General features: G+C 69.8%; 26 protein-coding genes and 2 pseudogenes. 14 read left to right on the top strand and 14 right to left on the bottom strand.

All coding sequences use genetic code 11. The features are described 5' to 3' along the window. Window positions 1–82: 82 nt before the first annotated feature. The 3 genes from OG782_RS15555 to OG782_RS15545 form a co-directional block, all read right to left on the bottom strand. Window positions 83–1,579, bottom strand: coding sequence for a DUF2637 domain-containing protein (locus OG782_RS15555; RefSeq protein WP_406451319.1), 1,497 nt, complete (start codon window positions 1,577–1,579; stop codon window positions 83–85). A gap of 261 nt (window positions 1,580–1,840) precedes the next feature. Next, a complete protein-coding gene (locus OG782_RS15550; RefSeq protein ID WP_406451317.1) occupies window positions 1,841–2,686 on the bottom strand; it encodes a DUF3558 domain-containing protein in 846 nt (281 codons plus the stop codon). Between the two features lie 182 nt (window positions 2,687–2,868). Further along, the gene (locus OG782_RS15545) at window positions 2,869–3,732 is read right to left on the bottom strand and encodes a DUF3558 domain-containing protein (protein ID WP_406451315.1); all 864 of its coding nucleotides are present in this window, start codon (window positions 3,730–3,732) and stop codon (window positions 2,869–2,871) included. 170 nt (window positions 3,733–3,902) lie between these two features. Between OG782_RS15545 and OG782_RS15540 the strand changes: the two genes are divergently transcribed. Beyond that, complete coding sequence (locus tag OG782_RS15540; RefSeq protein WP_406451313.1) at window positions 3,903–5,096, top strand: RtcB family protein; 1,194 nt, start codon at window positions 3,903–3,905, stop codon at window positions 5,094–5,096. Window positions 5,097–5,214: 118 nt separating this feature from the next. On the opposite strand, the gene OG782_RS15535 is transcribed toward OG782_RS15540, so the two are convergent. Both OG782_RS15535 and OG782_RS15530 read right to left on the bottom strand, forming a co-directional pair. Then, window positions 5,215–5,973 carry an SDR family NAD(P)-dependent oxidoreductase gene (locus OG782_RS15535; protein ID WP_406451311.1) on the bottom strand — a complete coding sequence of 253 codons (759 nt, stop codon included), beginning with the start codon at window positions 5,971–5,973 and terminating at the stop codon, window positions 5,215–5,217. Window positions 5,974–6,027: 54 nt separating this feature from the next. After that, window positions 6,028–6,363, bottom strand: a complete 336-nt coding sequence (locus OG782_RS15530; protein ID WP_406451309.1) for a YnfA family protein — start codon at window positions 6,361–6,363, stop codon at window positions 6,028–6,030. A gap of 90 nt (window positions 6,364–6,453) precedes the next feature. On the opposite strand from OG782_RS15530, the gene OG782_RS15525 reads away from it, so the two are divergent. Continuing rightward, window positions 6,454–6,963 carry a hypothetical protein gene (locus OG782_RS15525; RefSeq protein ID WP_406451307.1) on the top strand — a complete coding sequence of 170 codons (510 nt, stop codon included), beginning with the start codon at window positions 6,454–6,456 and terminating at the stop codon, window positions 6,961–6,963. A gap of 96 nt (window positions 6,964–7,059) precedes the next feature. Here OG782_RS15525 and OG782_RS15520 read toward each other — a convergent pair whose 3' ends face one another. The 4 genes from OG782_RS15520 to OG782_RS15505 all read right to left on the bottom strand — a co-directional run bounded on the left by OG782_RS15520 (window position 7,060) and on the right by OG782_RS15505 (window position 9,750). Continuing rightward, complete coding sequence (locus OG782_RS15520) at window positions 7,060–7,815, bottom strand: Mut7-C RNAse domain-containing protein (protein ID WP_406451305.1); 756 nt, start codon at window positions 7,813–7,815, stop codon at window positions 7,060–7,062. A gap of 188 nt (window positions 7,816–8,003) precedes the next feature. After that, a complete protein-coding gene (locus OG782_RS15515; RefSeq protein ID WP_406451303.1) occupies window positions 8,004–8,540 on the bottom strand; it encodes a GNAT family N-acetyltransferase in 537 nt (178 codons plus the stop codon). A gap of 32 nt (window positions 8,541–8,572) precedes the next feature. After that, window positions 8,573–8,890 (bottom strand): hypothetical protein, encoded by a 318-nt coding sequence (locus tag OG782_RS15510; RefSeq protein WP_406451301.1) that lies wholly within the window; start codon window positions 8,888–8,890, stop codon window positions 8,573–8,575. A gap of 266 nt (window positions 8,891–9,156) precedes the next feature. After that, window positions 9,157–9,750: a hypothetical protein gene (locus tag OG782_RS15505; RefSeq protein WP_406451299.1), complete on the bottom strand. Its 594-nt coding sequence runs from the start codon at window positions 9,748–9,750 to the stop codon at window positions 9,157–9,159. 284 nt (window positions 9,751–10,034) lie between these two features. Here OG782_RS15505 and hemL point away from each other — a divergent pair, with 284 nt between their 5' ends. The 7 genes from hemL to ccsB all read left to right on the top strand — a co-directional run bounded on the left by hemL (window position 10,035) and on the right by ccsB (window position 18,012). Then, complete coding sequence (hemL, locus tag OG782_RS15500; RefSeq protein ID WP_406451297.1) at window positions 10,035–11,342, top strand: glutamate-1-semialdehyde 2,1-aminomutase; 1,308 nt, start codon at window positions 10,035–10,037, stop codon at window positions 11,340–11,342. Further along, the gene (locus OG782_RS15495) at window positions 11,339–12,037 is read left to right on the top strand and encodes a histidine phosphatase family protein (RefSeq protein ID WP_406451295.1); all 699 of its coding nucleotides are present in this window, start codon (window positions 11,339–11,341) and stop codon (window positions 12,035–12,037) included. The genes hemL and OG782_RS15495 overlap by 4 nt, the downstream gene beginning before the upstream one ends. A 408-nt stretch (window positions 12,038–12,445) precedes the next feature. Beyond that, entirely contained in the window at window positions 12,446–13,708 is a 1,263-nt protein-coding gene (locus OG782_RS15490; RefSeq protein ID WP_406451293.1) for a hypothetical protein, read from the top strand. A gap of 67 nt (window positions 13,709–13,775) precedes the next feature. Further along, window positions 13,776–14,384: a TlpA family protein disulfide reductase gene (locus OG782_RS15485; RefSeq protein ID WP_406451291.1), complete on the top strand. Its 609-nt coding sequence runs from the start codon at window positions 13,776–13,778 to the stop codon at window positions 14,382–14,384. A 25-nt stretch (window positions 14,385–14,409) separates the two neighbouring features. Then, the gene (locus OG782_RS15480) at window positions 14,410–15,150 is read left to right on the top strand and encodes a cytochrome c biogenesis CcdA family protein (protein ID WP_406459095.1); all 741 of its coding nucleotides are present in this window, start codon (window positions 14,410–14,412) and stop codon (window positions 15,148–15,150) included. Window positions 15,151–15,157: 7 nt separating this feature from the next. Further along, on the top strand, window positions 15,158–16,933 hold the full coding sequence (locus OG782_RS15475) for a cytochrome c biogenesis protein ResB (protein WP_406451289.1): 1,776 nt from the start codon (window positions 15,158–15,160) through the stop codon (window positions 16,931–16,933). Then, window positions 16,930–18,012 (top strand): c-type cytochrome biogenesis protein CcsB, encoded by a 1,083-nt coding sequence (gene ccsB / locus OG782_RS15470; RefSeq protein ID WP_406451287.1) that lies wholly within the window; start codon window positions 16,930–16,932, stop codon window positions 18,010–18,012. Before OG782_RS15475 ends, ccsB begins: the two co-directional genes overlap by 4 nt. Before the next feature lie 70 nt (window positions 18,013–18,082). Here ccsB and OG782_RS15465 read toward each other — a convergent pair whose 3' ends face one another. From OG782_RS15465 to OG782_RS15455, 3 genes and pseudogenes are all read right to left on the bottom strand, one after another. Continuing rightward, the gene (locus tag OG782_RS15465) at window positions 18,083–18,538 is read right to left on the bottom strand and encodes a nucleoside deaminase (RefSeq protein WP_406451285.1); all 456 of its coding nucleotides are present in this window, start codon (window positions 18,536–18,538) and stop codon (window positions 18,083–18,085) included. Next, window positions 18,535–19,851, bottom strand: a complete 1,317-nt coding sequence (locus tag OG782_RS15460) for an aldehyde dehydrogenase family protein (protein ID WP_406459093.1) — start codon at window positions 19,849–19,851, stop codon at window positions 18,535–18,537. The genes OG782_RS15465 and OG782_RS15460 overlap by 4 nt, the downstream gene beginning before the upstream one ends. Then, a pseudogene (locus tag OG782_RS15455) lies at window positions 19,849–20,541 on the bottom strand (type 1 glutamine amidotransferase domain-containing protein); the annotation flags it as partial. The pseudogene OG782_RS15455 and the gene OG782_RS15460, both read right to left, overlap by 3 nt. Before the next feature lie 123 nt (window positions 20,542–20,664). On the opposite strand from OG782_RS15455, the gene OG782_RS15450 reads away from it, so the two are divergent. Further along, window positions 20,665–21,129 carry a MarR family winged helix-turn-helix transcriptional regulator gene (locus tag OG782_RS15450; protein ID WP_406451283.1) on the top strand — a complete coding sequence of 155 codons (465 nt, stop codon included), beginning with the start codon at window positions 20,665–20,667 and terminating at the stop codon, window positions 21,127–21,129. 12 nt (window positions 21,130–21,141) lie between these two features. On the opposite strand, the gene OG782_RS15445 is transcribed toward OG782_RS15450, so the two are convergent. Together OG782_RS15445 and OG782_RS15440 are read right to left on the bottom strand one after the other, a co-directional pair. Beyond that, a complete protein-coding gene (locus OG782_RS15445; RefSeq protein ID WP_326736856.1) occupies window positions 21,142–21,540 on the bottom strand; it encodes a PLD nuclease N-terminal domain-containing protein in 399 nt (132 codons plus the stop codon). Between the two features lie 415 nt (window positions 21,541–21,955). Next, on the bottom strand, window positions 21,956–22,135 hold the full coding sequence (locus tag OG782_RS15440) for a hypothetical protein (RefSeq protein ID WP_406451281.1): 180 nt from the start codon (window positions 22,133–22,135) through the stop codon (window positions 21,956–21,958). Here OG782_RS15440 and OG782_RS15435 point away from each other — a divergent pair. The 4 genes and pseudogenes from OG782_RS15435 to mqnP all read left to right on the top strand — a co-directional run. Next, window positions 22,089–22,352, top strand: a pseudogene (locus OG782_RS15435) (MHYT domain-containing protein); the annotation flags it as partial. The gene OG782_RS15440 and the pseudogene OG782_RS15435 sit on opposite strands and share 47 nt — an antisense overlap. A 91-nt stretch (window positions 22,353–22,443) precedes the next feature. Beyond that, window positions 22,444–22,755 (top strand): MHYT domain-containing protein, encoded by a 312-nt coding sequence (locus OG782_RS15430; protein WP_406451279.1) that lies wholly within the window; start codon window positions 22,444–22,446, stop codon window positions 22,753–22,755. A gap of 94 nt (window positions 22,756–22,849) precedes the next feature. Beyond that, entirely contained in the window at window positions 22,850–24,307 is a 1,458-nt protein-coding gene (locus tag OG782_RS15425) for a menaquinone biosynthesis decarboxylase (protein ID WP_406451277.1), read from the top strand. Beyond that, entirely contained in the window at window positions 24,304–25,221 is a 918-nt protein-coding gene (gene mqnP / locus OG782_RS15420; RefSeq protein WP_406451275.1) for a menaquinone biosynthesis prenyltransferase MqnP, read from the top strand. The genes OG782_RS15425 and mqnP overlap by 4 nt, the downstream gene beginning before the upstream one ends. The last annotated feature ends 82 nt before the right edge of the window (window positions 25,222–25,303 follow it).

Genomic DNA, 25,303 nt, shown 5'->3' with positions numbered 1-25,303 from the left:
CGGTGATTCGGGTGGCGGCCCTTCGTCCGTGCTGGTGTGCTGGTGCCGGCCTGCCCGGGACGGGGAGGGGCGGGGCGCCGGCTCAGGCGATGTGGTCGGCCTCGAGCTCGGCGTGGTAGCGGTTCTTGAAGCCCTGGATGTGCTGCCGGAGCAGGGCCGTGCTGCGCGGATGCCGCACGTTCTGGCCGTCCGAGAGGTGTATGTCGAGGACCTCGATGCTGGGGTACGTGTTGTTCTCGGTCACGAACGCCGCGAAGACCTCGTAGGCGATCTCGTTGAACTCCGCGTCCTCCTGCGCCCACTCCTCGGCCCACTCCTCGGCGGCCTCGGCGACGGGCATCGGCTCCTCCTCGGCCGCCTCGGCCTCGGGCGCCGGCGGTGCCTGCTCGGTGCGGGGAGCGGGTACGGCGCCGATCGTGCCCACGTTGCCCAGCGGACGGGTACGGCCGCCGGGGCCCGACGGGATCATGACCGGGGTGGGCTCAAGACCATCGACGTACGTCGGGTTGTACGAACCCTCGTACGCGCCGTCCGGCACCTGCGCCGCGAACCACGGGCTCTCGTGCGCGGGCGGGCCGGCCTGATCCTGGGGCCACTCCTCAGCGGCGGGGTCGTGCGGCTGGGTCTGGGTCCGGAGGTGAGGCTGGGGCTGGTCGTGGCCCTGGGGGTGGTTCTGGCCCTGGCCCTGGCCCTGGCCCTGGCCCTGGCTCTGGTTCTGGGGGTGGGGCTGCGGCTGCTGGTGCTGTACGTGCTGCACGTGTTGTGCCTGTTGCACCGGTTGTGACTGGGGCTCGGTGTGCTGCTCCGGCCGGGCGGTGTGGGCGAGCTCGGGCTGCGGGGCCGCCTCCACGGCGGCCACGGCGGTCACGACGGCGGCCGGGGCCGGGGGCAGGAGAGCGGGTTCGATGCCGGCGGCGGCGAGTCCGGTGGGGCCGGTCTCGGCCAGCGGGACGCCGTACTTGGCGAGGCGCAGCGGCATCAGGGACTCGATGGGGGCCTTGCGGCGCCAGTTGCGGCCGAAGCGGGCCTGGAGGCGGGCCTGGTAGATCAGGCGGTCCTGTTCGAGTTTGATGACCTGCTCGTAGGAGCGCAGCTCCCACAGCTTCATCCGCCGCCACAGCTTGAATGTGGGGATGGGGGAGAGGAGCCAGCGGGTGAGGCGGACGCCTTCCATGTGCTTGTCGGCCGTGATGTCGGCGATGCGGCCCACGGCGTGGCGGGCGGCCTCGACGGAGACGACGAAGAGCACGGGGATGACGGCGTGCATGCCGACGCCGAGCGGGTCGGGCCAGGCGGCGGCGCCGTTGAACGCGATCGTCGCGGCGGTCAGCAGCCACGCCGTCTGACGCAGCAGCGGGAACGGGATGCGCATCCACGTCAGCAGGAGGTCCAGGGCCAGCAGGACGCAGATGCCCGCGTCGATGCCGATCGGGAAGACCAGCGAGAAGTCCCCGAACCCCTTCTGCAGGGCCAGCTCACGCACCGCCGCGTACGAGCCCGCGAAACCGATCGCGGCAATCAGCACCGCACCGGCCACGACGAGCCCGATCAGTATCCGGTGCGTGCGTGTCAGCTGCATCGCAGCCACCCGCGATCCCCTCCCCGTTTCTTCGTCCCCGACACCCGTTCCGGATGGCCGTCTTCGAGTTCTGGCGGGCACAGCCTGGCACATGCGGGTGCGGGGCGTCGCGCGGGGAGGGGCGAAGCCCGGTTCTCGGGCGAGGACCGGGCTTCGTGAAACCACGTTGGCGCAGGGGTGTTGGGGCCGTCAGCCGCTGTCAGCCGCCGTCGGTTGGCCTCCGCGGGCTTCCGCCGGTCGGTGCCGGACGCCGGACGGGCCTCAGTGCGAAGTCTTACGCGTGGCCTTGCTCGTGGTCTTGCCGGTGGCCTTGCTCGTGGACTGGTCCGAAGTCTTGCTCGTGGCCTTGCCGGTGGACTTGTCCGAGGCCGCGGGGGAGCTGCTCGCCTGCTTGCTCTCGTTGGCGGCGGCGACCGAGGCGACCGCCTCCCTGGCGGCCTTCTCGGCGCCCTTCAGGATGTCCGAGGCGGACGGGGTCTTCGCGCCCGCGTAGCCCGCGCCGTTGTAGGTGAGGGTGACGACGACGTTCCCCGTACGGGCGATGATCGTGGCGTACTCGAAGTCCTCACCCGTCTTGGCGAGGTCGTAGGTGACCTTGGTCGCCTGGTCTCCGATGGAGCTGACGGGAGCGGATTCGAGCTTCTTCGCACCCTCGGCCGACTTGGCCTTGGTGACCTGCTTCACGAAGTCCTCCCCGGCGCGTGCGGCGCCGCTGCCCAGGGCCTGGTCCGAGGTGAAGCGGGTGAAGCCGACGTCGAGCCAGCGGTACTGGGAGCCCTTGACGCCGTTGTCGTCGAGGCCGTTCCAGGAGCAGCTGCCACGGGCGGCGGAGTCGCTGGTCCTGCCCCGGGTGCCGTTCTTGCTCTTGGCCGAGGGGACCAGGGACTTGACCGTCTTCGCGGTGATCGACTTGCACGGTTCGGGCAGCTCGTCGAACTTCGCCGGCGCGACGCTCGCTTCCGACTTCGTCGCATCCGGCGCGGCGGACGCGGACGAATCCGCGTCCTTCTTGCTGTCGGAGTCCGACGAGCAGCCGGCGACGACGAGCATCACCGGAAGGGCGGCGCAGGCGAGTATGCGGGTGAGTCGCGGAGCTGATCGGTGCATGGTTCCTTCACTCGGATGGCGCGGCGGTCGTGCTGCCGGTCGGTGGGCGGTGGGCACGCGGCGGCGGACGGCCACCGACGGTTCCGGAGGGCCACGGTACGACGGACGGCCGCCGGATGCCGCCTCGGCCGTACGGGCCGCGGGGGCGGGCCGCGACCGGACACGGCGGGACGGAAAGGGCGTTACTCGCTGAAGGTGTCGACCAGGTTCCGGCCCAGTGCCTGGGCCTTCTCCTGCAGTTCCTTGCTGTCGGGGATCTCGGTGGAGAGGGCCGGCTGCGCCGTGTACTCGATGGTGACGATGACGTTCGATGTGCGGAATACCACGCTCACCGTGCGGTGCTGTGCGGTGGAACCTGCCCGGGTGAGCTGATCGTCCAGAAACGCGCTGTCGCCGAGCTCGCCGAGGATGCGGGGCTGGAGGTTCTCGGGGGAGCTGCCGCCCGTGGTGTCCTCGCCGTTCTTCCCGCCCGCGTCCGTGCCCTCGTCGGGGCCGGTGCTTGCGTCCGTGTCACCGTCGGCGCCCCCGTCTGCGCTGCCGTTCCCTGACGGGGAGTCCTCGGGGGAGTGCGAGGTCTGCTTGTCCGCTCCGGCGTCGTCGGGAACGACCGTGTCCGACGGCAGGTCGGCCGCGGCCTCCTTCTTCGCGTACACCTCGCGGGCGCGGTCGTCGTCGCTCACGGACGTGTCGTACGAGACGACGCGCTCGAAGTCGACGACGAGGCTGCGGGAGGCGTCGGGGGCGTCGGCCTTCCAGCGGCAGCCCACCCGGCGATCGGTGTCGAAGGTGCCGGTGGGGGCGCCCTCGTAGACCTTCTCCTGCTGGGCCTCGGGCAGTTCGGCGGCGCCCGGCAGGAGGTCCTTCAGGGTGGCGAGCGGAATGGAGCGGCAGGCCTCGGGAAGGGTGAGGTACTTGCCCGGAGGCGCGGCGGAGGTGGCCAGGGCGCCCGGCTTGCTGTCGGCGGCGGAATCACCTGTTCCGGTGCCGCTGCTGCTGCAGCCGGCGGCGAGTGCTGCCATGAGCACGGCGCCGGGTACGTACGCCATTCGTCGCACGGTCCTGGGCTCCCTTCGTGCGAAAAACGGTTGCCGCTCGATGACGGCCGGTGGACACAATGTGTATCGCACGCGCAGCCGTGAATGCCGGTCGACCGACTCATTTGCCGATCTTGGCACCGGTTTTGCGCTTTCAGACTTTTCGGGGGAATCGAGGGGCTATGTCGTATGTAGAGGTACCGGGTGCGAAGGTTCCCATCCGTATGTGGGCCGACCCGGCTTCGGTCGAGGACGTCGCGATGCAGCAGCTGCGCAACGTCGCCACCCTGCCCTGGATCAAGGGCCTGGCCGTGATGCCGGACGTCCACTTCGGCAAGGGCGCCACGGTCGGCTCGGTGATCGCGATGCACGGTGCGGTCTGCCCGGCGGCGGTGGGAGTGGACATCGGCTGCGGAATGTCCGCGGTGAAGACCTCGCTGACCGCCAACGACCTGCCCGGGGACCTGTCCCGGCTCCGGTCGAAGATCGAGCAGGCCATTCCGGTCGGCCGCGGGATGCACGACGAACCCGTGGACCCGGGCGGGCTGCACGGAGTCGCGGCGACCGGCTGGGACGACTTCTGGGGGCGGTTCGACGGAGTGGCCGATGCGGTCAAGTTCCGTCAGGAACGTGCCACGAAGCAGATGGGAACGCTCGGATCCGGAAACCACTTCATTGAGTTCTGTCTCGATGAGGCGGGTTCGGTCTGGCTGATGCTGCACTCCGGGTCCCGGAACATCGGCAAGGAACTGGCCGACTTCCACATCGGCCAGGCCCAGAAGCTGCCGCACAACCAGGACCTGGTCGACCGTGACCTGGCCGTCTTCATCGCGGACACCCCGCCGATGCAGGACTACCGCAACGACCTCTTCTGGGCGCAGGAGTACGCGAAGCGCAATCGCGCGGTCATGATGGCGCTCTTCCAGGACGTGGTCCGCAAGGAGTTCAAGAAGGCCAAGGTCGCCTTCGAACCGGTCATCTCCTGCCACCACAACTACGTGGCGGAGGAGCGGTACGAAGGCATGGATCTTCTGGTCACCCGAAAGGGGGCCATCCGGGCCGGCTCCGGTGACTTCGGGATCATCCCCGGCTCGATGGGTACCGGCTCGTACATCGTGAAGGGCCTCGGCAACGAGAAGTCCTTCAACTCGGCCTCGCACGGCGCGGGCCGGAAGATGAGCCGGAACGCGGCGAAGCGGCGTTTCACCACGAAGGACCTGGAGGACCAGACGCGGGGCGTGGAGTGCCGTAAGGACTCCGGCGTCGTGGACGAGATCCCTGGGGCGTACAAGCCGATCGAGAAGGTCATCGATCAGCAGCGCGACCTGGTCGAGGTTGTCGCCAAGCTGAAGCAGATCATCTGCGTGAAGGGCTGAGAACGGCCGGGCGGAGCTGAGAACGGCCGGGCGGAGCTGAGAACGGCCGGGCAGGGGTGAGGGTCGCGGGGGACCTCACTCCTGCCCGGCCGTTCCGTGTCCGAGGCGGGGCGGGCGGTCAGGCCGTGCGGTGGACCTTGGAGTTGGACGCCTGGGCCCGGGGGCGGACCACCAGGAGGTCGATGTTGACGTGGCTGGGGCGGGTGATCGCCCACGTGATCGTGTCGGCCACGTCGTCGGCGGTGAGGGGGGCGTCGACGCCCGCGTAGACCTTGGCGGCCTTCTCCGTGTCGCCGCGGAAGCGGGTGGTGGCGAACTCCTCCGTCTTGACCATGCCCGGGGCGACCTCGATGACGCGGACCGGGGTGCCGACGATCTCCAGACGGAGCGTCTCGGCCAGAACGTGCTCGCCGTGCTTGGCGGCCACGTAGCCGCCGCCGCCCTCGTAGGTGGAGAGGCCCGCGGTCGAGGAGAGGATGACCACCGTGCCGTCGCCGCCCGCGGTGAGGGCGGGGAGCAGGGCCTGGGTGACGTTGAGCGTGCCGATGACGTTGGTCTCGTACATCTGGCGCCAGTCGGACGGGTCGCTGGTGGCTACGGGGTCCGCTCCGAGCGCGCCGCCCGCGTTGTTGACGACGACGGCGAGGGTGCGGAACGCGGTGGCGAACTCGTCGACCGCGGTGCGGTCGGTGACGTCCAGGGCGTAGGCCGTGGCCTCGTGGCCCGCTCGGGTGATTTCCGCGGCGAGCGCCTCGATGCGGTCCTTGCGGCGCGCGGTCAGCACGACGCGGTAGCCGGCGGCCGCCAGCTGCCGGGCGGTCGCGGCGCCGATGCCGCTGCTCGCGCCGGTGATGACGGCGATGGGGGATGCGGCCATGGCGGGCTCCTCGGACAGCTGATCGGTACGGGGCCAGGATAGGCAGGCGTGCGGTCAGTGGTTGCGGGGGGCGTACATGATCACGGCCATGCCGGCCAGGCAGATGAGCGCGCCGGTGACGTCCCAGCGGTCGGGCCGGTAGCCGTCGGCGGCCATGCCCCAGGCGATCGACCCCGCCACGAAGACTCCGCCGTACGCGGCGAGCACCCGTCCGAACTCGCCGTCCGGCTGGAGCGTGGCGACGAAGCCGTACGTGGCCAGGGCGATGACGCCCGCGCCGATCCAGGCCCAGCCGCGGTGTTCGCGTACGCCCTGCCAGACGAGCCAGGCGCCACCGATCTCGAAGAGCGCGGCGACGACGAAGAGGGCGATGGAGCGGACCACGGACATGAGAGCAGGGTGTCATGTGCGGTGCGGTGGATGGCGCGCCGAACTGGTGAGTAAATACGGATAATTCAGGCCGATCTGTATCTTCGGGGCATGGTAGTGACGCGTAAGGCTCTGCTGAGGGTGTCCGCTGCGGCGGCACTTGCGTCGGCTGTGACGCTGGGTGCGGGCGGGACGGCCACGGCCGTCGGCGCGCCGGTGGTGCGGAGCATCGCACCGGAGGCGGATGTATCGCACCACGGGCACGTCTCGCTGTGGGGCACCGGGCTCGGGATCTGGGTGCTGAGCGAGAACCGCGGCCCCTCGGACCTGGCGGGGGTCACCGTGCGGCTGCGGGTCTCCGTGCCGCTCGCGGGGCGGCAGGAACTGCCCGGTGAGTGCTTGCAGGCCGACCGGCAGACCGTGCTGTGCCGCACGGGCCCGCTGCGCGCGGACGGCTCGCAGCAGCGGCAGCTCGCGGTCGAACTCCAGCTCCTGGGGCGGCGCGACGAGGTGGTCGTCAGGGTCGACACGGTGTGGAACGGCGGGGCGACGGACCGCAATCCGGGGAACAGTGAGCATGAGGTACTGGCGCTGGCCACCGGGGACGAATACGTCTTCTGATCAGGCCTGATCCGGCCTGGCATGGCCTGACCTGGCCTGCTTCCAACCGACCCCAACCCATCCCAACCGACCCAGCCTGATCCGGACCGGTCGTGTTCAGCTGTCGGACGGCTCCGGTCCGGCGAGGGCGGTGCCGAAATCGCGGACCGCCTCGGTGACGATGGCCTCCAGGCGGGCGTGATGGGCGCCGCGCCAGTACACCCGCTCGCACTCCGTGCACTGTGCGAAGACGTCGTACGAGCGTTGCGTGCCGTGTTCCAGATGCGGACCGACCGAGTCCTTGTCGGCCGCCGCCAGCCGTCCGTTGCAGGCCGTGCACCGGGTCCACGGGGCGAGCTGCGGGGCGAACCGCTCCAGTACGTCGCGCAGCTGCACCTCGGGGCGGTCGCTGTAGATGTAGGCCCCGGCCCAGATCTCCCGCCTGTGCAGCAGTCCGCGGTCCCGGGAGAGCAGGACGCGCCGCTCCTTCGCCGAGAGCGCGGCCAGCGCCGGATCGCCGATGTCCTCGTTCTCGTAGGCGGCATCGACCCCGAGCAGCCGCAGCCGCCGGGCGAGCGTGCCGAGGTGGACGTCGAGCAGGAAGCGCAGCGGCGCGCCCGGCACCTGCTGAGGGCGCTGCACGGGCCGTACCTCGACCAGTTCGCCGGCTGCGGGAATGTGCGAGACCGGAACCGGCAGGCCGTCGACGAGGAGCTGTCCGGCCTCGGTGAGCGGGACTCCGAGTGATTCCACGACATGGCCGAGGGTGGACGAGCCGTCCGTGATCACGGACGTCCGTCCCAGCCGGCGTCCGTGTGCGACGAAGAGCCGCAGCTCGGGGGCGACTTCGAGGTGGATCTCCGGTCCGTTCACGTGGTCAGGATGCCATTGGAACGGGTGGGGCAGCCAGGGATTTCGGGCGTACGGGCGTGCGGTTGAGGCACGGTCGGCGGCGGCGTTCCCGGTGGCCGGGCGGCGGACCTCGGGGCCGGACGGCCGGTCAGCTTCTCGGTGTCGCCGATGACTTCGGCCGATGACCCGTCGGCGGCTGCCCGGGCCGCTCAGCGATCCGCGTGGAGGTCCAGCCGCCAGTCGTTCGTCAGCAGCGGATTCCCGGGCGGGTACTCGACCTCGCACTCACCGATCAGGGTGAAGCCCGCCTTGCGGCACACCCCGTTCGACGGGCCGTTGGCCACGGACGGGTAGGCGTGCAGATAGCGGTGCTTGTGCTCGGCGCGCGCCTGCTCGGCCACGGCACGGGTCGCGGCCGACGCGATGCCCCGCCCCTGGAACTCCGCGAGAACGGCCCACCCCGTCTCGTACACCTCCCGGCCCTGCCAGGTCCGCTCCCAGAAGCCGATGGTGCCCACGGCCTCGGCTTCACCCTCGCCGGCCAGTGCGATGCGGAACATCCTGCCCCGGCCCGTCCGGTCCGCGCTCAGCGCCACATAGCGGCCGTGGCGCCCCATGAGCTGCTCCTCCGACTCCGGGCCGCCCAGGTGGTCCATCAGCTCCGGTGCGTTGGCGCGGCGGAGCAGCCACAGGTCGCTGTCCGACCAGGGCTCGATCCGTACGGACGATGCTGCGGTGCGCTCCATACCGGCACTGTAGGACGGGGCACCGACAGCCGTTAGCCCCTGCGTGCGGGCGCCGACGCCGACCGGTCGTGGTCCGGGCCGGCCGCCACGCCGGGCGCGATGCCCGTGGCCGGAATTCGCGCCCCCGGCGCACTCGGGCCGTCGTAGAGGGCGCTCAGCGTTCCGTATGCGCCGTCCACGATCTTCTCGGCGTCCACCAGCATCGCGCGCTCGGCCAGCCGTGCGGCCTGATGGGTGTACGGGGACGGCGGAGCCGGATGCCTCCGCCGCCACCAGGTCTCTCCCGCCGCGTAGATACCGCTGGCGAAGACCAGCACGGGGATGGACAGGGCCAGCAGAGTGTCGCCCATGGCAGGCCTCCTTCAGGATCGGTGTCTCCTGCATCGGCAGTTTCGACAGGTCACCTGAAGATCATTCTTCGGCCAATGAATGGCCGGATATGCGTGGCCGACGGACGCCTGTCGTGCAGGTGGGCATCCAGGGTGCGCGGGCTGGGGCGTGTGTTCGGCGGGGGTGTCCGGAGCGGGTGTGTGTGTTCGTCGGGAGCCTGTTCAGGGTGACGCGGGCAGGTGGCGGCACGCGCCGGCTCCCGGCCCGCCGGGCCGCAGATCCCGGCTCAGGGCCACACCAGGCAGTACGCCTGGTGCCCCGCGTCGTGCAGCCGGTGGCTGAAGTCCTGCCACTCGTGCAGCAGCTGGTAGACGTTGAACGCGTCGCGGGGGCCGCCCCGGTCCGGGACCGTGGACCAGATGAAGGCCGCGGCGCCCACGGACTCCTCGCCGACGCCGCGCAGCGGGTCGACGACCGTCATCGGGAGCTTGACCACCGCGTAGTCGGGGTGCAGCACGACCAGCTCCAGCGGCGGGACCTTGTGCAGGGGTATGCCCTGTATGCCGGTGAGGACCATCGCGGCCACCGTCTCCGGCTTGATCTTGGTGAACATGCCGCCCATGCCCAGCTCGTCGCCGCCGAGCTCCTCGGGGCGCATGGAGATGGGCACGCGTGCGGCAGTGGCCCCGTCGGGAGCCCCGAAATACTTGTAGGTCACCCCCACCCGGCCACCACTCCTGCTTCCGGCTCCGCCGCCGGCCTGCGCACCACCGGCCTGTATGCCCTGCTTGCGCTCAGCCTCGCGCCGGTGCCGACCCCGCCGGGCAGGCTCGGGCCCCAGGTCGTCGGTCCCTTCGCCCACTCCGCCACCGCGATGCATATTTCATCCACCCGACTACTAACTAGGAGACACAGCCCCCGCCGCGCAACCCGATCATCGTGTCAGTGACCTCCCCCACGGGCGTGCGGTGAAACACCTGTCCGCAAAGACCGTCCGTGGCTCTGACACCATGGCATGTGTGAGCTTTCCCTATGACGCCTCAGTTTCGCAGACCCGAGAGGGCTGACGCCCTTCGTCGTACGAGGAGAACACGCTCCCCGCTCACCGGTGGCCAAGTTTTCCGGCCCGGCCCTCCGACCCTCGAATCGCAGATCAGGACCAAAGTGGCGTATTCATACAAGGCCCCAGTTTCGCAGTCGCTTTTCGACCGCGCGTCCCTCGTGACACCCGGCGGCGTGAACTCGCCCGTACGCGCCTTCCGGGCCGTAGGCGGTACGCCCCGTTTCATGGTGTCCGGTGCCGGTCCGTACCTCACCGATGCCGATGGCCGTGAGTATGTCGACCTCGTGTGCTCGTGGGGGCCGATGATTCTCGGCCATTCCCATCCTGCCGTCATCGCGGCAGTTCAGGAGGCTGTCGCCCGCGGCACCTCGTTCGGTACGCCCGGCGAGGGCGAGGTCGCGCTGGCCGAGGAGATCGTGGCCCGGGTCGAGCCGGTGGAGCAGGTGCGGCTCGTGTCGTCCGGCACCGAGGCGACCATGTCCGCGATCCGCCTCGCCCGCGGCTTCACCGGCCGGGCGAAGATCGTGAAGTTCGCCGGCTGCTACCACGGTCACGTCGACGCGCTGCTCGCCGCGGCCGGGTCCGGGGTGGCGACCTTCGGTCTGCCGGACACGCCCGGGGTCACCGGCGCTCAGGCCGGCGACACGATCGTGCTGCCGTACAACGACCTGGAGGCCGTGCGCGCCGCCTTCGCCGCGCGGCCCGGCGAGATCGCCTGCGTGATCACCGAGGCGTCGCCGGGCAACATGGGCGTCGTCCCGCCGCTGGACGGTTTCAACGCGGGGCTCAAGGAGATCTGCGCCGCCAACGGCGCCCTGTACATCTCCGACGAGGTCATGACCGGGTTCCGTACGTCGAAGGCCGGCTGGTTCGGCATCGACGGGGTGCGGCCGGACCTGATGACGTTCGGCAAGGTCATGGGCGGCGGCTTCCCGGCCGCGGCGTTCGGCGGGCGCGCCGACGTGATGGCGCACCTGGCCCCGGCCGGTCCCGTCTACCAGGCGGGCACCCTCTCCGGGAACCCGGTCGCCACCGCCGCGGGCCTCGCCCAGCTGCGGCTGCTGGACGATGCCGCGTACGCGAAGGTCGACGCGGTCTCCGCGGAGATCAGGGGGCTGGTGAGCGAGGCCCTGAACAAGGAGGGTGTCGCGCACACCGTGCAGGCGGCGAGCAACATGTTCTCCGTCTTCTTCACCGACGGTCCGGTGCGCAACTACGAGGACGCCAAGCGGCAGGAAGCCTTCCGCTTCACCCCGTTCTTCCACTCGATGCTGGCGCAGGGCGTCTATCTGCCGCCGTCGGCGTTCGAGTCGTGGTTCGTCTCCACCGCCCACGACACCCGGGCCGTCGAGCGGATCGCCGCCGCACTGCCCGCCGCCGCCCGCGCCGCATCGGAGGCCACCGCATGAGCGAGACCAGCAGCACAGCCCGCAAGGACATCACCGTCGTCCACCTGATGCGCCACGGAGAGGTGCACAACCCGGAAGGCGTGCTGTACGGGCGCCGCCCCGGCTACCACCTCTCCGAGCTCGGCCGGCAGATGGCCGACCGGGTCGCCGAGCACCTGGAGAAGCGCGACATCACGCATGTCGTCGCCTCCCCGCTGGAGCGCGCCCAGGAGACGGCGACGCCGGTCGCCAAGGCGCACGGCCTGGACCTGGCCACCGACGAGCGGCTCATCGAGGCCGCCAACGTCTTCGAGGGCAAGACCTTCGGGGTCGGCGACGGCGCGCTGCGCAAGCCGGACAACTGGAAGCACCTGACGAACCCGTTCCGGCCGTCCTGGGGCGAGCCGTACATCGAGCAGGTCGTCCGGATGATGGGCGCCCTGGACGCGGCGCGTGACGCGGCGCGCGGGCACGAGGCCGTGTGCGTCAGCCATCAGCTGCCGATCTGGATCGTGCGGAGCTTCGTGGAGCGGCGCCGCCTGTGGCACGACCCGCGCAAGCGGCAGTGCACGCTCGCCTCGCTGACCAGCTTCACGTACCAGGGCGACAAGATCGTTTCGGTCGGGTACTCGGAGCCGGCCCGGGACCTGGTGCCGGCGCATCTGCTGGCGGGGGCGAAGCCGGTGAAGGGGGCGTCGAAGGGGGTCGGCGCTTAGCCGGCCCCCTGGGCCGGGGGTCTCTCGGTTCGGGTCCGCCCCGGTTCGGCCGGTGGGTGGGCCCGGGTTCGACCCGGTGGCCGCTTTGTCCTCAATCGCCGGACGGGCTTGGATTGGCCGCCCTGGTCCGAGATGTGGCCGCTGGTCCGGCGGGCTTGATGTGGTCGTCCCGGTCCGAGATGTGATCGCTGATCGTTTGTGGGCCGGCCGGGCGGAATTTGGCCGTCCGGGGTTTTGGCCTGCCGTTTTCCGGGCGCTTCCGGGTCGATCTTGCGTTCGGTCATGGCTGGGGTCTGGTTACGTAAAGAATTGTGTGCTAATTCGGGGAACCCTCGTGTTGCTTCACCCATCTAAGCCTTTGCCAGTTTGTATGGACTTGAGGCAAAACGACCGCAGATGGGAACCCGCATGCGTGACATCAGCCGAAGGGGTTTGCTCGGAGCCGGACTTGGGGCCGCGGCCGCCGTCGGGGTGGCGGGCTGCAGTTCCTCCGGATCGTCCGGTACGGAACGGACGGGCCCGGACAAGGGTGCCAAGGGCGAGAAGGCGGCCGGCGGGACCACCAAGGGCACGGGGCACGCGAAGAAGGACGTCAGGGTCATCGGGGACGGTTCCACCGTCGACACCGGAAAGCAGCCGCACCAGCCGGCCGCGCCGGTGCCGCTCGAGCCGGGCCAGAAGCCGCCGCAGTTCGTGATCTTTTCCTGGGACGGCGCCGGCGAGGTCGGCAACGGGCTGTTCCCGCGATTTCTCGAGCTCGCCAGGGAACACGATGCGGGGATGACCTTCTTCCTCTCCGGGCTCTATCTGCTGCCCGAATCGAAGAAATCCCTCTACCGCCCGCCCAACAACCCCATCGGCGCCTCCGACATCGGCTATCTCACCGACGGGCACATCAAGGAGACGCTGAAGAACGTCCGCCAGGCCTGGCTCGACGGGCATGAGATCGGGACGCACTTCAACGGGCACTTCTGCGGCGGTTCCGGTTCCGTGGGGAACTGGTCGGCCTCCCAGTGGCAGAGCGAAATCGATCAGTCGGTCTCGTTCGTCACCGAATGGCGCACCAACACCGGCTGGACCGACCTCGATCCGCTGCCTTTCGATTACCACAAGGAACTCATCGGCGGCCGCACCCCCTGTCTGCTCGGACAGGACAATCTGCTGCCCACCGCGAAGAAGCTCGGCTGGCGCTACGACGCCAGTTCGCCCGGCGGCACGCAGGTGTGGCCCACGAAGCGCATGGGCGTCTGGGACCTGCCGCTCCAGGGAATCCCGTTCCCCGGGCACAGCTTCGAGGTCCTCTCCATGGACTACAACATCCTGGCCAACCAGTCGCAGAATTCGACCAGGGGAATGCCGTCCCGGTATCCGGGCTGGCGCGACCAGGCCACCGAGTCGTACATCAGCGGTTTCCAGCGCGCGTACGAGACGAACCGGGCGCCGTTCTACATCGGAAACCACTTCGAGGAGTGGAACGGCGGCATCTATATGGATGCGGTCGAGGACGCGCTCAAACACATCGCGGGGAAGCCGGATGTGCGGCTCGTCTCCTTCCGGCAGTTCGTCGACTGGCTCGACGTACAGGATCCGGCGGTCCTTGCGAAGCTCCGCACCCTGGAGGTCGGAGAGGCACCCGACGGCGGCTGGAACTCCTTCTTTAAACAGGCCTGACAACGGGCTTTACGGGCACCGAGGGGGGTGCCCAAGATCCCCGAAACCGCCATGCGAAACTTTTCACATGAGCCATGGCCGCGCACTCCGACGCCGCTCCACCCTGCTCGCCGCCCCCGCGGCGGCCGTCGCGCTCGCACTGACGCTGAGCGCCTGCGGCACAGGCGACAAGACCAGCGGCGGCGGCGACACGAACTTCGTCACGGGCAACAGCGGAATCGCCACCGCGGCCAAGGGCGAGCGCGCCGACGCCCCCAAGCTCGACGGCAAGAGCCTGGACGGCAAGCAGCTGGACATCGACGACTACAAGGGCAAGGTCGTCGTCCTCAACGCCTGGGGCTCGTGGTGCGCTCCCTGCCGGCTGGAAGCGAAGTACTTCGCCAAGGTGGCCAAGGCCACCAAGGACCAGGGCGTCCAGTTCATCGGGGTCAACACCCGCGACCCGGAACCGGCCCAGGCCATCAGTTTCGAGAAGGACTTCGGGGTCAGCTACCCCAGCTTCTACGACCCGACCGGGAAGCTCCTGCTGCGTTTCCCCAAGGGAACGTTCAAGCTGCAGTCCATCCCGTCGACCGTCGTCATCGACCGGGAAGGGAAGCTGGCCGCCCGTTTCGTGGGCCCGCTGGACGACACCAACCTGCGCAAGATGATCGACCCCCTGATCGCGGAGAAGTGATCAGGTGATCACCCTCGCCGTCGCCATGCGGAACGAGACGGTCATGAGCGGGGCCCTGCTGGTCGCCCTGCCCATCGCCCTTCTCGGCGGGCTCGTCTCCTTCTTCTCGCCCTGCGTCCTGCCGCTCGTCCCCGGCTACCTCAGTTACGTCACCGGAGTCAGCGGCGCCGACCTGGCCGACGCCCGGCGGGGGCGCATGGTCGCGGGCGCCTCGCTCTTCGTGGCCGGCTTCACCGCCGTGTTCGTCTCCGGCGGAGCGCTCTTCGGCTTCTTCGGCGACACGCTCCAGGCGAACAGCGGGCCGCTCACCAAGGTCCTCGGTGTGCTGATGATCGGCATGGGGATCTTCTTCATGGGCCTGATGCCGTGGATGACCCAGCGCGAGTTCCGCATCCACAAGAAGCCGGTGACCGGCCTCGTGGGTGCCCCGCTGCTCGGCGCGCTCTTCGGGATCGGCTGGACACCCTGCCTGGGGCCGACGCTGAGCTCGGTGAGCATCCTGGCGATGGACCAGGGCACCGCCGGACGCGGGGCGATACTGACCGTCGCCTACTGCATCGGACTCGGCCTGCCCTTCGTCCTCGCCGCCGTCGCCTTCCGCAAGGCACTCGGCGCGTTCGGCTGGGTCAAGCGCCACTACGCATGGGTCATGCGCATCGGCGGCGGCATGATGATCGTGACCGGACTGCTCCTGCTGACCGGCGCGTGGGGCAGCATGATGCAGGAACTACAGGGCTGGTCCGCCGGCTTCCAGGTGGGGATCTGAGTACCGAATGAGCAACACCAAGTCCAACCCTTCCCAGGAACGCGAGCGTCCCGACGAGCGGGAGGTGCGCGCCGAGCAGGACCGGGAGACCGCGAAGGAGCTCGGCGCAGCCGGCTCCCAGCTCTCCACCGCCCCGCGTGAAGAGGTCCTGGCGAACCTTCCCGCCATGGGCGTCATCGGCTGGGTCCGCTGGTTCTGGCGGCAGCTCACCTCGATGCGGGTCGCCCTGATCCTGCTCTTCCTGCTGTCGCTCGGCGCCATCCCCGGCTCGCTGATCCCGCAGAACAGCGTCGACGAGCTCAAGGTGCAGACCTTCAAGGAGCTCCACACCACCGTCACGCCGGTCTACGAGAAGCTCCAGTTCTTCGACGTCTACAGCTCGGTGTGGTTCTCCGCGATCTACATCCTGCTGTTCATCTCGCTCATCGGCTGCATCGTGCCGCGCACCGGCACGTTCATCGGCCAGCTGCGCAGCCGCCCGCCGGGCGCCCCCAAGCGCCTGACCAGGCTGCCCGCGTACACCACCTGGCGCACCGGGGCCGAGCCCGCCGAGGTCCACGAGGCCGCGCTGAAGATGATGCGCGGGCGCCGCTACCGGGCCCATGTCGACGGGGACGCGGTCGCCGCCGAGAAGGGCTATCTGCGCGAGGCCGGGAACCTGATGTTCCACATCGCGCTCATCGTGATGCTGGTGGCCTTCGCCTGGGGACAGCTCTTCAAGTCCGAGGGCGCCAAGCTGGTCGTCGAGGGCGACGGGTTCTCCAACACGATCACCCAGTACGACGACTTCAAGTCCGGCTCCCTCTTCGACAACGACTCGCTGGCACCCTTCAGCTTCAACCTCGACAACTTCATCGGTACGTACGAGCGCAGCGGCCCGCAGATCGGTACGCCCCGCACCTACGAGGCCCGCATCACGTACTCCGACGGCGCCTACGGCAAGCCGAAGAAGACCGTCATCAAGGTCAACGAACCCCTCGTCGTCGACGGCACGAAGGTCTATCTCAACGCCCACGGCTACGCGCCCGTCATCTCCGTCAAGGACGGCCGGGGCAAGGAGGTCTACAAGGCCGCCGTGCCGCTGCTGCCCATCGACAACAACGTCACCTCCACCGGTGCGATCAAGGTCCTGGACGGCTACCGCGACAAGAACGGCAAGAAGGAACAGCTGGGCTTCCAGGCCTTCTTCGTGCCGACCTTCGCCGGCAACGGCAAGGGCACGATGTTCTCGCAGTTCCCGGCCGCCGACATGCCCGTGCTCGCGCTCAACGGCTACCACGGCTCCATCGGCGTCGACTCCGGGCTGGCGCAGAACGTGTACCAGCTGGACACGACCAAGATGAAGGAGTTCAAGGACTCCAAGGGCAAGCAGCTCAAGCAGCGCCTGCTCGTCGGCGAGACGATGAAGCTGCCCGACGGTGCCGGCTCCATCACCTTCGAGGGCCTCCAGGAGTGGGCGAGCTTCCAGATCTCGGAACAGCCCGCCAGCGGCTGGGCGCTCACCGGGGCCGTCGGCGCGATCGCCGGACTCGCCGGCTCCCTGTTCATCCAGCGGCGCCGGGTCTGGATCCGGGCCGTACGCGGTGCCGACGGCGTCACCGTCGTCGAAATGGCGGGGCTCGGCCGCAGCGAGTCCGCGAAGCTTCCCGAGGAGCTGGCCGATCTCGCGGTCACGCTCAACGCCGTGGCAATCACGGCTCCCGACACCGACCCCGACTCCGATCAGGACCCCGACGTCGTCGCCGCGTCCTCCGCAGAACCTGCCGAAGGGGCTGAGAAGTGAATCTCGCCGCCGCAACCAACGAGAACCTGGCACACACCAGCAATGTGCTGATCTATTCGTCGATGGCCGTCTACACGCTGGCCTTCTTCGCGCACATCGCGGAGTGGGTGTTCGGGTCCCGCAGCAAGGTCGGCCGCACCGCCGCCTCGCTGACCGCCGAGCAGGCCGCCGCCGGCACGGTGAAGGTCCAGGTCGCGCAGAAGGGCGGCACCACCGCCGTCCTGGAGCGGCCGACGATCGTCACCCGGTCCGCGGCCGGATCGCGCGACGTACCGGACGGGCCCGGCGCCGCGGGCGGCACCTTCAAGGGTGACCTCTACGGGCGGATCGCGGTCTCCATGACCGTGCTCGCCTTCCTCATCCAGGCCGCCGGGGTCATCGCCCGTGCCCTGTCCGTGCAGCGTGCCCCCTGGGGCAACATGTACGAGTTCTCCATCACCTTCTCCACGGTGGCGGTCGGCGCGTACCTGACCCTGCTCGCCCTGAAGAAGAACGTCCGCTGGATGGGCCTGATCCTGGTCACCGCCGTCCTGCTGGACCTCGGCCTCGCGACCACGGTGCTCTACACCTCCAGCGACCAGCTGGTGCCCGCGCTGCACTCGTACTGGCTGTGGATCCACGTCTCCACCGCCATCATCTGCGGCGCCGTGTTCTTCATCGGCGGCATCGGCACCCTGATCTACCTCTTCCGCGACAGCTACGAGAACAAGATCGCCAACGGGGTGGAGCCGGGCGCGTTCGCCCAGTCCGTGCTCTCCCGGATGCCGTCCGCGTCCAGCCTCGACAAGTTCTCGTACCGGATCAACGCGGCCGTCTTCCCGCTGTGGACGTTCACGATCATCGCGGGCGCGATCTGGGCGGGCGACGCCTGGGGCCGCTACTGGGGCTGGGACCCCAAGGAGGTCTGGTCCTTCATCACCTGGGTCGCGTACGCCTGCTACCTGCACGCCCGCGCCACCGCCGGCTGGAAGGGCCGCAAGGCCGCCTACCTGGCGCTGATCGCCTTCGGCTGCTGGATCTTCAACTACTACGGCGTCAACATCTTCGTCACCGGCAAGCACTCCTACGCCGGCGTCTGAGACCTCTCGGCACCACTGCTGCCCGCACCCCGTTCCCCGGGGTGCGGGCAGTTTCGCGTTCGCGGTGCCTTCAGCCGTCGCCGATGTCCTCGTGCCACAGCGCGGGATGCTCCGCCACGAACCCGCGCATCAGCTCCACGCAGTCCGCGTCGTCCAGCAGCACGATCTCCACCCCGTGCCGGGCCAGCCAGTCGTGCCCGCCGCGGAAGGTCTCGGCCTCACCGATCACCACCCGTGAGATCCCGAACTGCCGCACCAGACCGGAGCAGTACCAGCACGGGGACAACGTGGTCACCATCGTCGTGCCCCGGTACGAGCGCTGCCGGCCGGCGGCACGGAACGCGGCCGTCTCCGCGTGCGTCGACGGATCACCGTCCTGGACCCGCCGGTTGCGGCCGCGGCCGAGCAGCGTGCCGTCCGCCCCGTACAGCGCGGCACCGATCGGGATGCCGCCCTCGGCGAGACCGGCGCGCGCCTCGTCGAGGGCGGTCGCCAGCCACGCCGCGTCCCGGCCGGCCGTGCTCATGAGGGCATCGGGGTGTCCAGGACCGCCTTGCGGTGGCTGAACGTCTCCAGCGAGTACCGTCCGTGGTAGTTGCCCATGCCGCTCTCGCCGACCCCGCCGAACGGCAGGTCCGACACCGTCAGATGGGCGAGCGGCAGCCCGATGCCGACGGCACCCGACGACGTCTCGGCGACCAGCCGTTCGCGTACGGAGTCCGAGTCGGTGAACGCGTACAGCGCGAGCGGCTTGTCCCGGTCGTTGATGAACGCGATCGCCTCGTCGAGCCCGTCCACCGTGACGATCGGCAGCACCGGGCCGAAGATCTCCTCCCGCATCACGGGCGCGTCCGGTGCCACGTCGGCCAGCACGGTCGGGGCGATGTACTTGCTGTCCCGGTCGTACGTTCCGCCGGTCACCGTGCGGCCCGAGTCCAGCAGCCCGGTCAGCCGGTCGAAGTGGCGGCGGTTCACGATCCGCCCGTACTCCGGGTGGGCCGAGGCGTCCGCCCCGTACAGTCCCTCGACCGCGCCGGCCAGCGCGTCCGCGAGGGCGGCGCCGGTCTGCGGGTCGGTCAGTACGTAGTCGGGGGCGACGCAGGTCTGGCCCGCGTTCAGGAACTTGCCGGCCGCCAGCCGGGCCGCGACCGCCTTCACATCCGTGTCCCGGTCCACGAAGACCGGCGACTTGCCGCCCAGTTCGAGCGTCACCGGCGTGAGGTGCTTGGCCGCCGCGGCCATCACGATCCGGCCCACCGCGCCGTTGCCGGTGTAGAAGATGTGGTCGAAGCGCTCGGCGAGCAGCGCGGTGGTCTCGGGGATCGCCCCCTCCACGACGGCGACCGCGTCCGTGTCCAGATGGCGCGGCAGCAGCCGCGCCAGGGCGGCGGAGGTCGCGGGCGCCATCTCGCTGGGCTTGACCACCACCGCGTTGCCCGCGGCCAGCGCGCCGACGAGGGGGGCCAGGAGCAGCTGCGCCGGGTAGTTCCAGGGCGCGATGACCAGGACGACGCCGAGCGGGTCCTGCACGGTGTGCGCCTTCGCCCCGCCCAGCGAGGCCGGTACGGGGGCGGGCTCGGGCCGCAGCCAGTCGGCCAGGTGCTCCAGCGTGTGGTCGATCTCGCGGATCGTGAAGTCGATCTCGGTGCGGTAGGCCTCCTTGCGGCTCTTGCCGAGGTCGGCGCGGAGCGCGTCGGCGAGCTCGTCCCCGCGTTCGGTGAGCAGCGCGCGCAGCTGCCGGAGCTGTCCCGTGCGCCAGTCGAGGCTCTTGGTGCGGCCGGTACGGAAGGTGGCGCGGAGCCGGTCGACGGTCTCGGCCGGGGACTCGGCGGGGGCCAGCGCGGCGACGATCTCGCGGGCCAGCTGCTCGGAGGAGGCCGGGTTCTGGCCGGTGTGCAGCGTGCGGTCGGTGACGGTGTGCGGGGCGAAGGGGGAGGCGGCCGTGTAGTCGGCACCGAGCTCGATCAGCCGGTCCTCCAGCAGCCAGGGCGCCTTGTCGGCGAGTCCGGCGATGGACTCCTCGGCGTTGCTGAAGGCGGTCATGCGGTGGCCGGCGAAGGGCCAGGATCCGTCCTCGCGCCGGGCGGCGAGCAGCGCGGCCGGTGCGTGGCACAGCACGCCGAGGTGCGTACCGGAGTCGAGCGCGGTGGTCAGCAGCCGCCCGGAGAGCTCGTTCACGGCCAGGTCCTCCATGGGGCCGTGGCCGCCGGGGTAGAAGACGGCGTCGTAGCGGTCCGGGTGGATGTCCTCCAGGCGGGCCGGGGCGCGGAGCTCGGGGGCGATCGCGTCGAGGTAGGCGGCGACGGCGTCGGCCTGCTCCTGCCCGCCGTTGGCGGCGGCGCTCAGGCTGCCCGCGTCGACGGTGGGGGTGACGCCGCCGGGGGTGGCGAGGGTGAGGGCGTAACCGGCCTCGCTGAAGACCCGGTGCGGAGCGGCGAGCTCCTCGGCCCAGAACCCGGTGGGGTGGCTGGTGCCGTCGTTGAGGGTCCAGTGGTCGGCGCCGGTGAGGACGAACAGTACGGAGGGCATGGGGGTACTCCCTGCGGGTCGAGCTCAAAACTTGATATGCTCAAGCAATTCACTTCATGTAACTGCCAGAAGTTGAGCAAGTCAAATAAATGTCGGCGGATGCCGATCGAAGAATGGCCGACCATGACGACCGAACCGACGCCCCGCGCCGCCACTGCTCCGGACGACCGAGCCGCGCCGACCCCTCAGGACCTCCTGGAGCCCCTGGCCGTCGTCGTGCGCGGCCACCACGACGACCTCACCGCCGTCGCCGCCCGTCATGGACTGTCGACCTCACAGGCCCGCGCGCTGATCGCGCTCAACGCGCCCATGCCGATGAGCGCCCTCGCCGCCCACCTGGTCTGCGACGCGTCCAACGCCACCGGCCTCGTCGGCCGCATGGAGACCCGCGGCCTGGTCGTCCGCACCCCGGCCCCCGGCGACCGCCGCTCCAAGGTCGCGAGCCGCACCCCCGAAGGCACCGAGCTGGCCCACGCGATCCGCGCCGAGATGCGCGCCGTGCACGGCGCACTCGAAGCCCTCACCCCCGAGGAGCGCACAGCACTGCTGCCCCTGCTCAACCGGCTGGGGCAGCTGCTGTACGCGTGATCGGGTCCCGGGTCAGGAAGCCGGAGGGGTCGACCCCTCCGGCCCGCTCTCCCGCCGCTTGAGCTCGTCCTCGCGGCGGCGCAGGTCCGCCTCCCAGTCCTTGAGGACCGCCTCGTCCTTCTCGTTCTCGTCCTTCAGCGACTTCAGGAAGTCGGGATTGTCGTCGGGTGCCACCCACTGCCGGCGGTGGTTGCGGTGCCATTCGGACGGCGTGCGGCCCCCGGCGGGCACCTCGCGCATCTTGCCCGCGGCCAGCCACACGATCGGGCCGACGATCCAGAACAGCAGGATGATGAAGACCCAGGCGATCTTCGGCAGGTGCTTGGCCTCGTCCTCCGGGGTGTTCAGGCAGTCGATGAACGCGTAGATCGTCAGCGCCAGAGGCAGGAGATAGATCAGAGCCCGGAACATGGTGGAAAAGTCCCCCCGAGGAGAGTTGGCGGGGCAATTGTCCCGCCCCGGTGACGGGCCCAGGGTAGCGGGTGTCATGTGCGCCCCACGGCGGGCGAGGGGGCCGTCCTCACCGGTCCGCGGCATCGGTCCGGGCCGGGCGGCGGTGCGACGGCCTGACGTGCCCTCAATTCACCCTCTTCTCATACAAAACGCGCAGACCGTATGTGATCATGAAGATCGGTGCATGATCTGAATTTCAGGACATTGGTCCCGATGTGATTAATTGAGCCGCGCGGCTCGCCCTCTGCGGTCCGTTCCGTCTCAGCTCCCCCCTCTCGACGGGCAGGGCCCCGGCGGCACTACGAGAAGGGCACTGGGCCGTGGCTGCCACGCTGACCGACTTCCACTACGGCGCGGTGACTCCCGTCGCCGCCTATCTGATGGCCTGCCTGGGGTCGGCGCTGGGGCTGCGCTGCACGGTGCGATCCATGCGCAAGGGGCGTCCCGGCCGGCGGAACGGCTGGCTCTCGCTGGCCGCGGTGTCCATCGGCTGCGGCATCTGGACCATGCACTTCATCGCGATGATCGGCTTCAGCATCGATGGTTCGGACATCTCTTACGACATCTGGCTGACCCTGCTGAGCCTCGTTGTCGCCGTCGCCGTCACCGCGGTGGGAGTGTTCCTCGTCGGCTACCTGGGATCGGGAACGAAGGTCCTGGCCGCGGCCGGAGTGATCATGGGGCTGGGGGTCGCGGCGATGCACTACATCGGTATGGCGGCCATGGAGGTGCACGGCCGCCTGGACTACGACACGGTCACCGTGGCCGTCTCCGTGCTGATCGCCGTGGGCGCGGCCACCGCGGCCCTCTGGGCGGCGGTCACCATCCGGACCCTGTTCGAGCCTCGGCGCCAGCCTCGTCATGGGTCTCGCCGTGACGGGAATGCACTACACCGGCATGGCCGCGGTGAGCGTCGACGTCGACCATTCCGGCATCACCTCCACGCAGTCCTCGATCGACCAGCTCTCCTTCATGCTCGCCATGCTCGTCGGACCGGTGATCGTGCTCGTCCTCGCGGCGGTCGTCGTCACGCTCGACCCCGATCTGGTGCTCGGCGACGAGACGCGGCAGGCGCCTCCCGCGAGGACGGTCCACCGGTCGGCGCGGACCGCCGAGCCGCACGGGCCGTACCAGCCGTACGGGCAGCGGGACCGGGAGTACGAGCGGCGGTGACCGCACGGCCGGTTCCCCCGCCGCCCGGAGCGGCCGCACCGGCTCCGGGGGAGCCCTGACGGTTGACAGCAGGGGGGATGTCAGACTGGTCGGCATGGCTTACGACGATCTTCGATCCCTCCTCCGGGCTCTGGAGCGCGAGGGCGAGCTCAAGCGCATCAAGGCAGAGGTCGACCCGTACCTGGAGGTCGGCGAGATCGTCGACCGGGTGAACAAGGCCGGCGGACCGGCGCTGCTCTTCGAGAACGTCAAGGGCTCCTCGATGCCCCTGGCCATGAACGTCTTCGGAACCGACAAGCGGCTCCTCAAGGCGCTCGGGCTGAAGTCGTACTCCGAGATCAGCGACAAGATCGGCGGACTCCTCAAGCCGGAACTGCCGCACGGCTTCGTCGGCGTCCGGGAGGCCTTCGGCAAGCTCGGCACGATGGTGCACGTACCGCCGAAGAAGGTGAAGTCCGAGAACGCCCCCGTCCAGGAGGTCGTCCTCACCGGCGACGACGTGGACCTGGACCAGCTGCCCGCGCTGTTCACCTGGCCCAAGGACGGCGGCTCCTTCTTCAACCTGGGGCTCACACACACCAAGCACCCCGAGACCGGCGTCCGCAACCTCGGCCTCTACCGGCTCCAGCGCCACGACCGCCGCACCATCGGCATGCACTGGCAGATCCACAAGGACAGCCGCAACCACTACCAGGTCGCCGCCAGGCGCGGTGAGCGGCTGCCGGTCGCCATCGCCTTCGGCGCACCGCCCGCGGTGACGTACGCATCCACCGCACCGCTGCCCGGGGACATCGACGAGTACCTCTTCGCCGGGTTCATCCAGGGCAAGCGCATCGAGATGGTCGACTGCAAGACCGTGCCGCTCCAGGTCCCGGCCAACGCCGAGGTCGTCATCGAGGGATGGCTGGAGCCCGGGAAGACGCTTCCCGAGGGGCCGTTCGGCGACCACACCGGCTTCTACACGCCGCAGGAACCGTTCCCCGCGCTGACCATCGACTGCGTGACCATGCGCAAGCGGCCGCTGCTCCAGTCGATCGTGGTGGGCCGGCCGCCGACCGAGGACGGGCCGCTGGGGCGGGCCACCGAGCGGTTCTTCCTGCCGCTGCTCAAGATCATCGTGCCGGACATCGTGGACTACCACCTGCCCGAGTCCGGCGGTTTCCACAACTGCGCGATCGTCTCGATCGACAAGAAGTACCCGAAGCACGCCCAGAAGGTGATGAGCGCCATCTGGGGCGCGCACATGATGTCGCTGACGAAGCTGATCGTCGTCGTGGACTCCGACTGCGACGTGCACGATCTGCACGAGGTGTCCTGGCGGGCGCTCGGCAACACCGACTACGCGCGCGACCTCACCGTCGCCGAGGGGCCCGTCGACCATCTCGACCACGCCTCCTACCAGCAGTTCTGGGGCGGCAAGGCGGGCATCGACGCGACGAAGAAGTGGCCCGAGGAGGGCTACACCCGGGACGGGGGCTGGCCGGACATGGTCGAGTCCGACCCGGACACGGCGGCGAAGGTCGACCGCCGCTGGAAGGAATACGGACTGTGAGCGCCGCCGAAGCGACCCTGGGCTCCGGGCCCGCGCAACCGAACAGCAAGGTCAAGGCGTTCCTGCGGCTCGTGATGATCGAGCATTCGATCTTCGCGCTGCCCTTCGCGTACATCGCCGCCCTGACCGCGATGTTCCTGGACGGCGGGTCGGTCCAGTGGGTCACGCTGCTGCTCGTCACCGTCGCCATGGTCGGGCTGCGGACGTTCGCCATGGCCGCGAACCGGATCATCGACCGGGAGATCGACGCCCGCAATCCGCGCACCGCGGGCCGCGAGCTGGTGACCGGTGCGGTCTCGGTGAAGTCGGCGTGGACGGGCGCGCTCGTCGCCGTCGTGGTCTTCCTCGGGGCGGCGGCGCTGCTCAACCCGCTCTGTCTGGCGCTGGCGCCGCTGGCCGTCGTACCGATGGTCGTGTACCCGTACGGCAAGCGGTTCACGAACTACCCGCACGCCATCCTCGGCATCGCCCAGGCCATGGGGCCGGTCGGTGCCTGGCTCGCGGTGACGGGCACCTGGTCGTGGGACGCGGTCATTCTGGGGCTGGCCGTCGGCATCTGGATCGGCGGCTTCGACCTGATCTTCGCCTGCCAGGACGTGCAGGCCGACCGCGCCCACGGGGTGCTGTCCTTCCCGGCCCGCTTCGGCATTCCGGCCGCGCTGTGGGGGGCCCGGGTCTGCCACGTGGTCACGACGGGCCTGCTGGTCTGGTTCGGGCTGGCCACGGACGCGGGGATCCTCTACTGGATCGGCATGGTGATCGTCGCCGTGGCCTTCGTGTACGAGCACCGCGTGGTGCGCCCGCACGATCTGTCGCGGCTGAACCGGGCGTTCTTCTCGGTCAACGGGTTCATCGGGATCGCCCTGTTCGCCTGCGCGCTGCTGGACCTGCTGGTGCGGGGTCTGACGGTCTGAACGGCCGTGGCCCGGGTGCCTGACGACATGGGCGTGCCGCCCCGGAGAACCGGGGCGGCACGCCTGTCTGTGACCGCGGCTG

This window comes from Streptomyces sp. NBC_00876 (assembly GCF_045207435.1).
In the GTDB taxonomy this organism is placed as follows: domain Bacteria; phylum Actinomycetota; class Actinomycetes; order Streptomycetales; family Streptomycetaceae; genus Streptomyces.
This window is presented reverse-complemented; position numbering and strand designations above follow the sequence as displayed.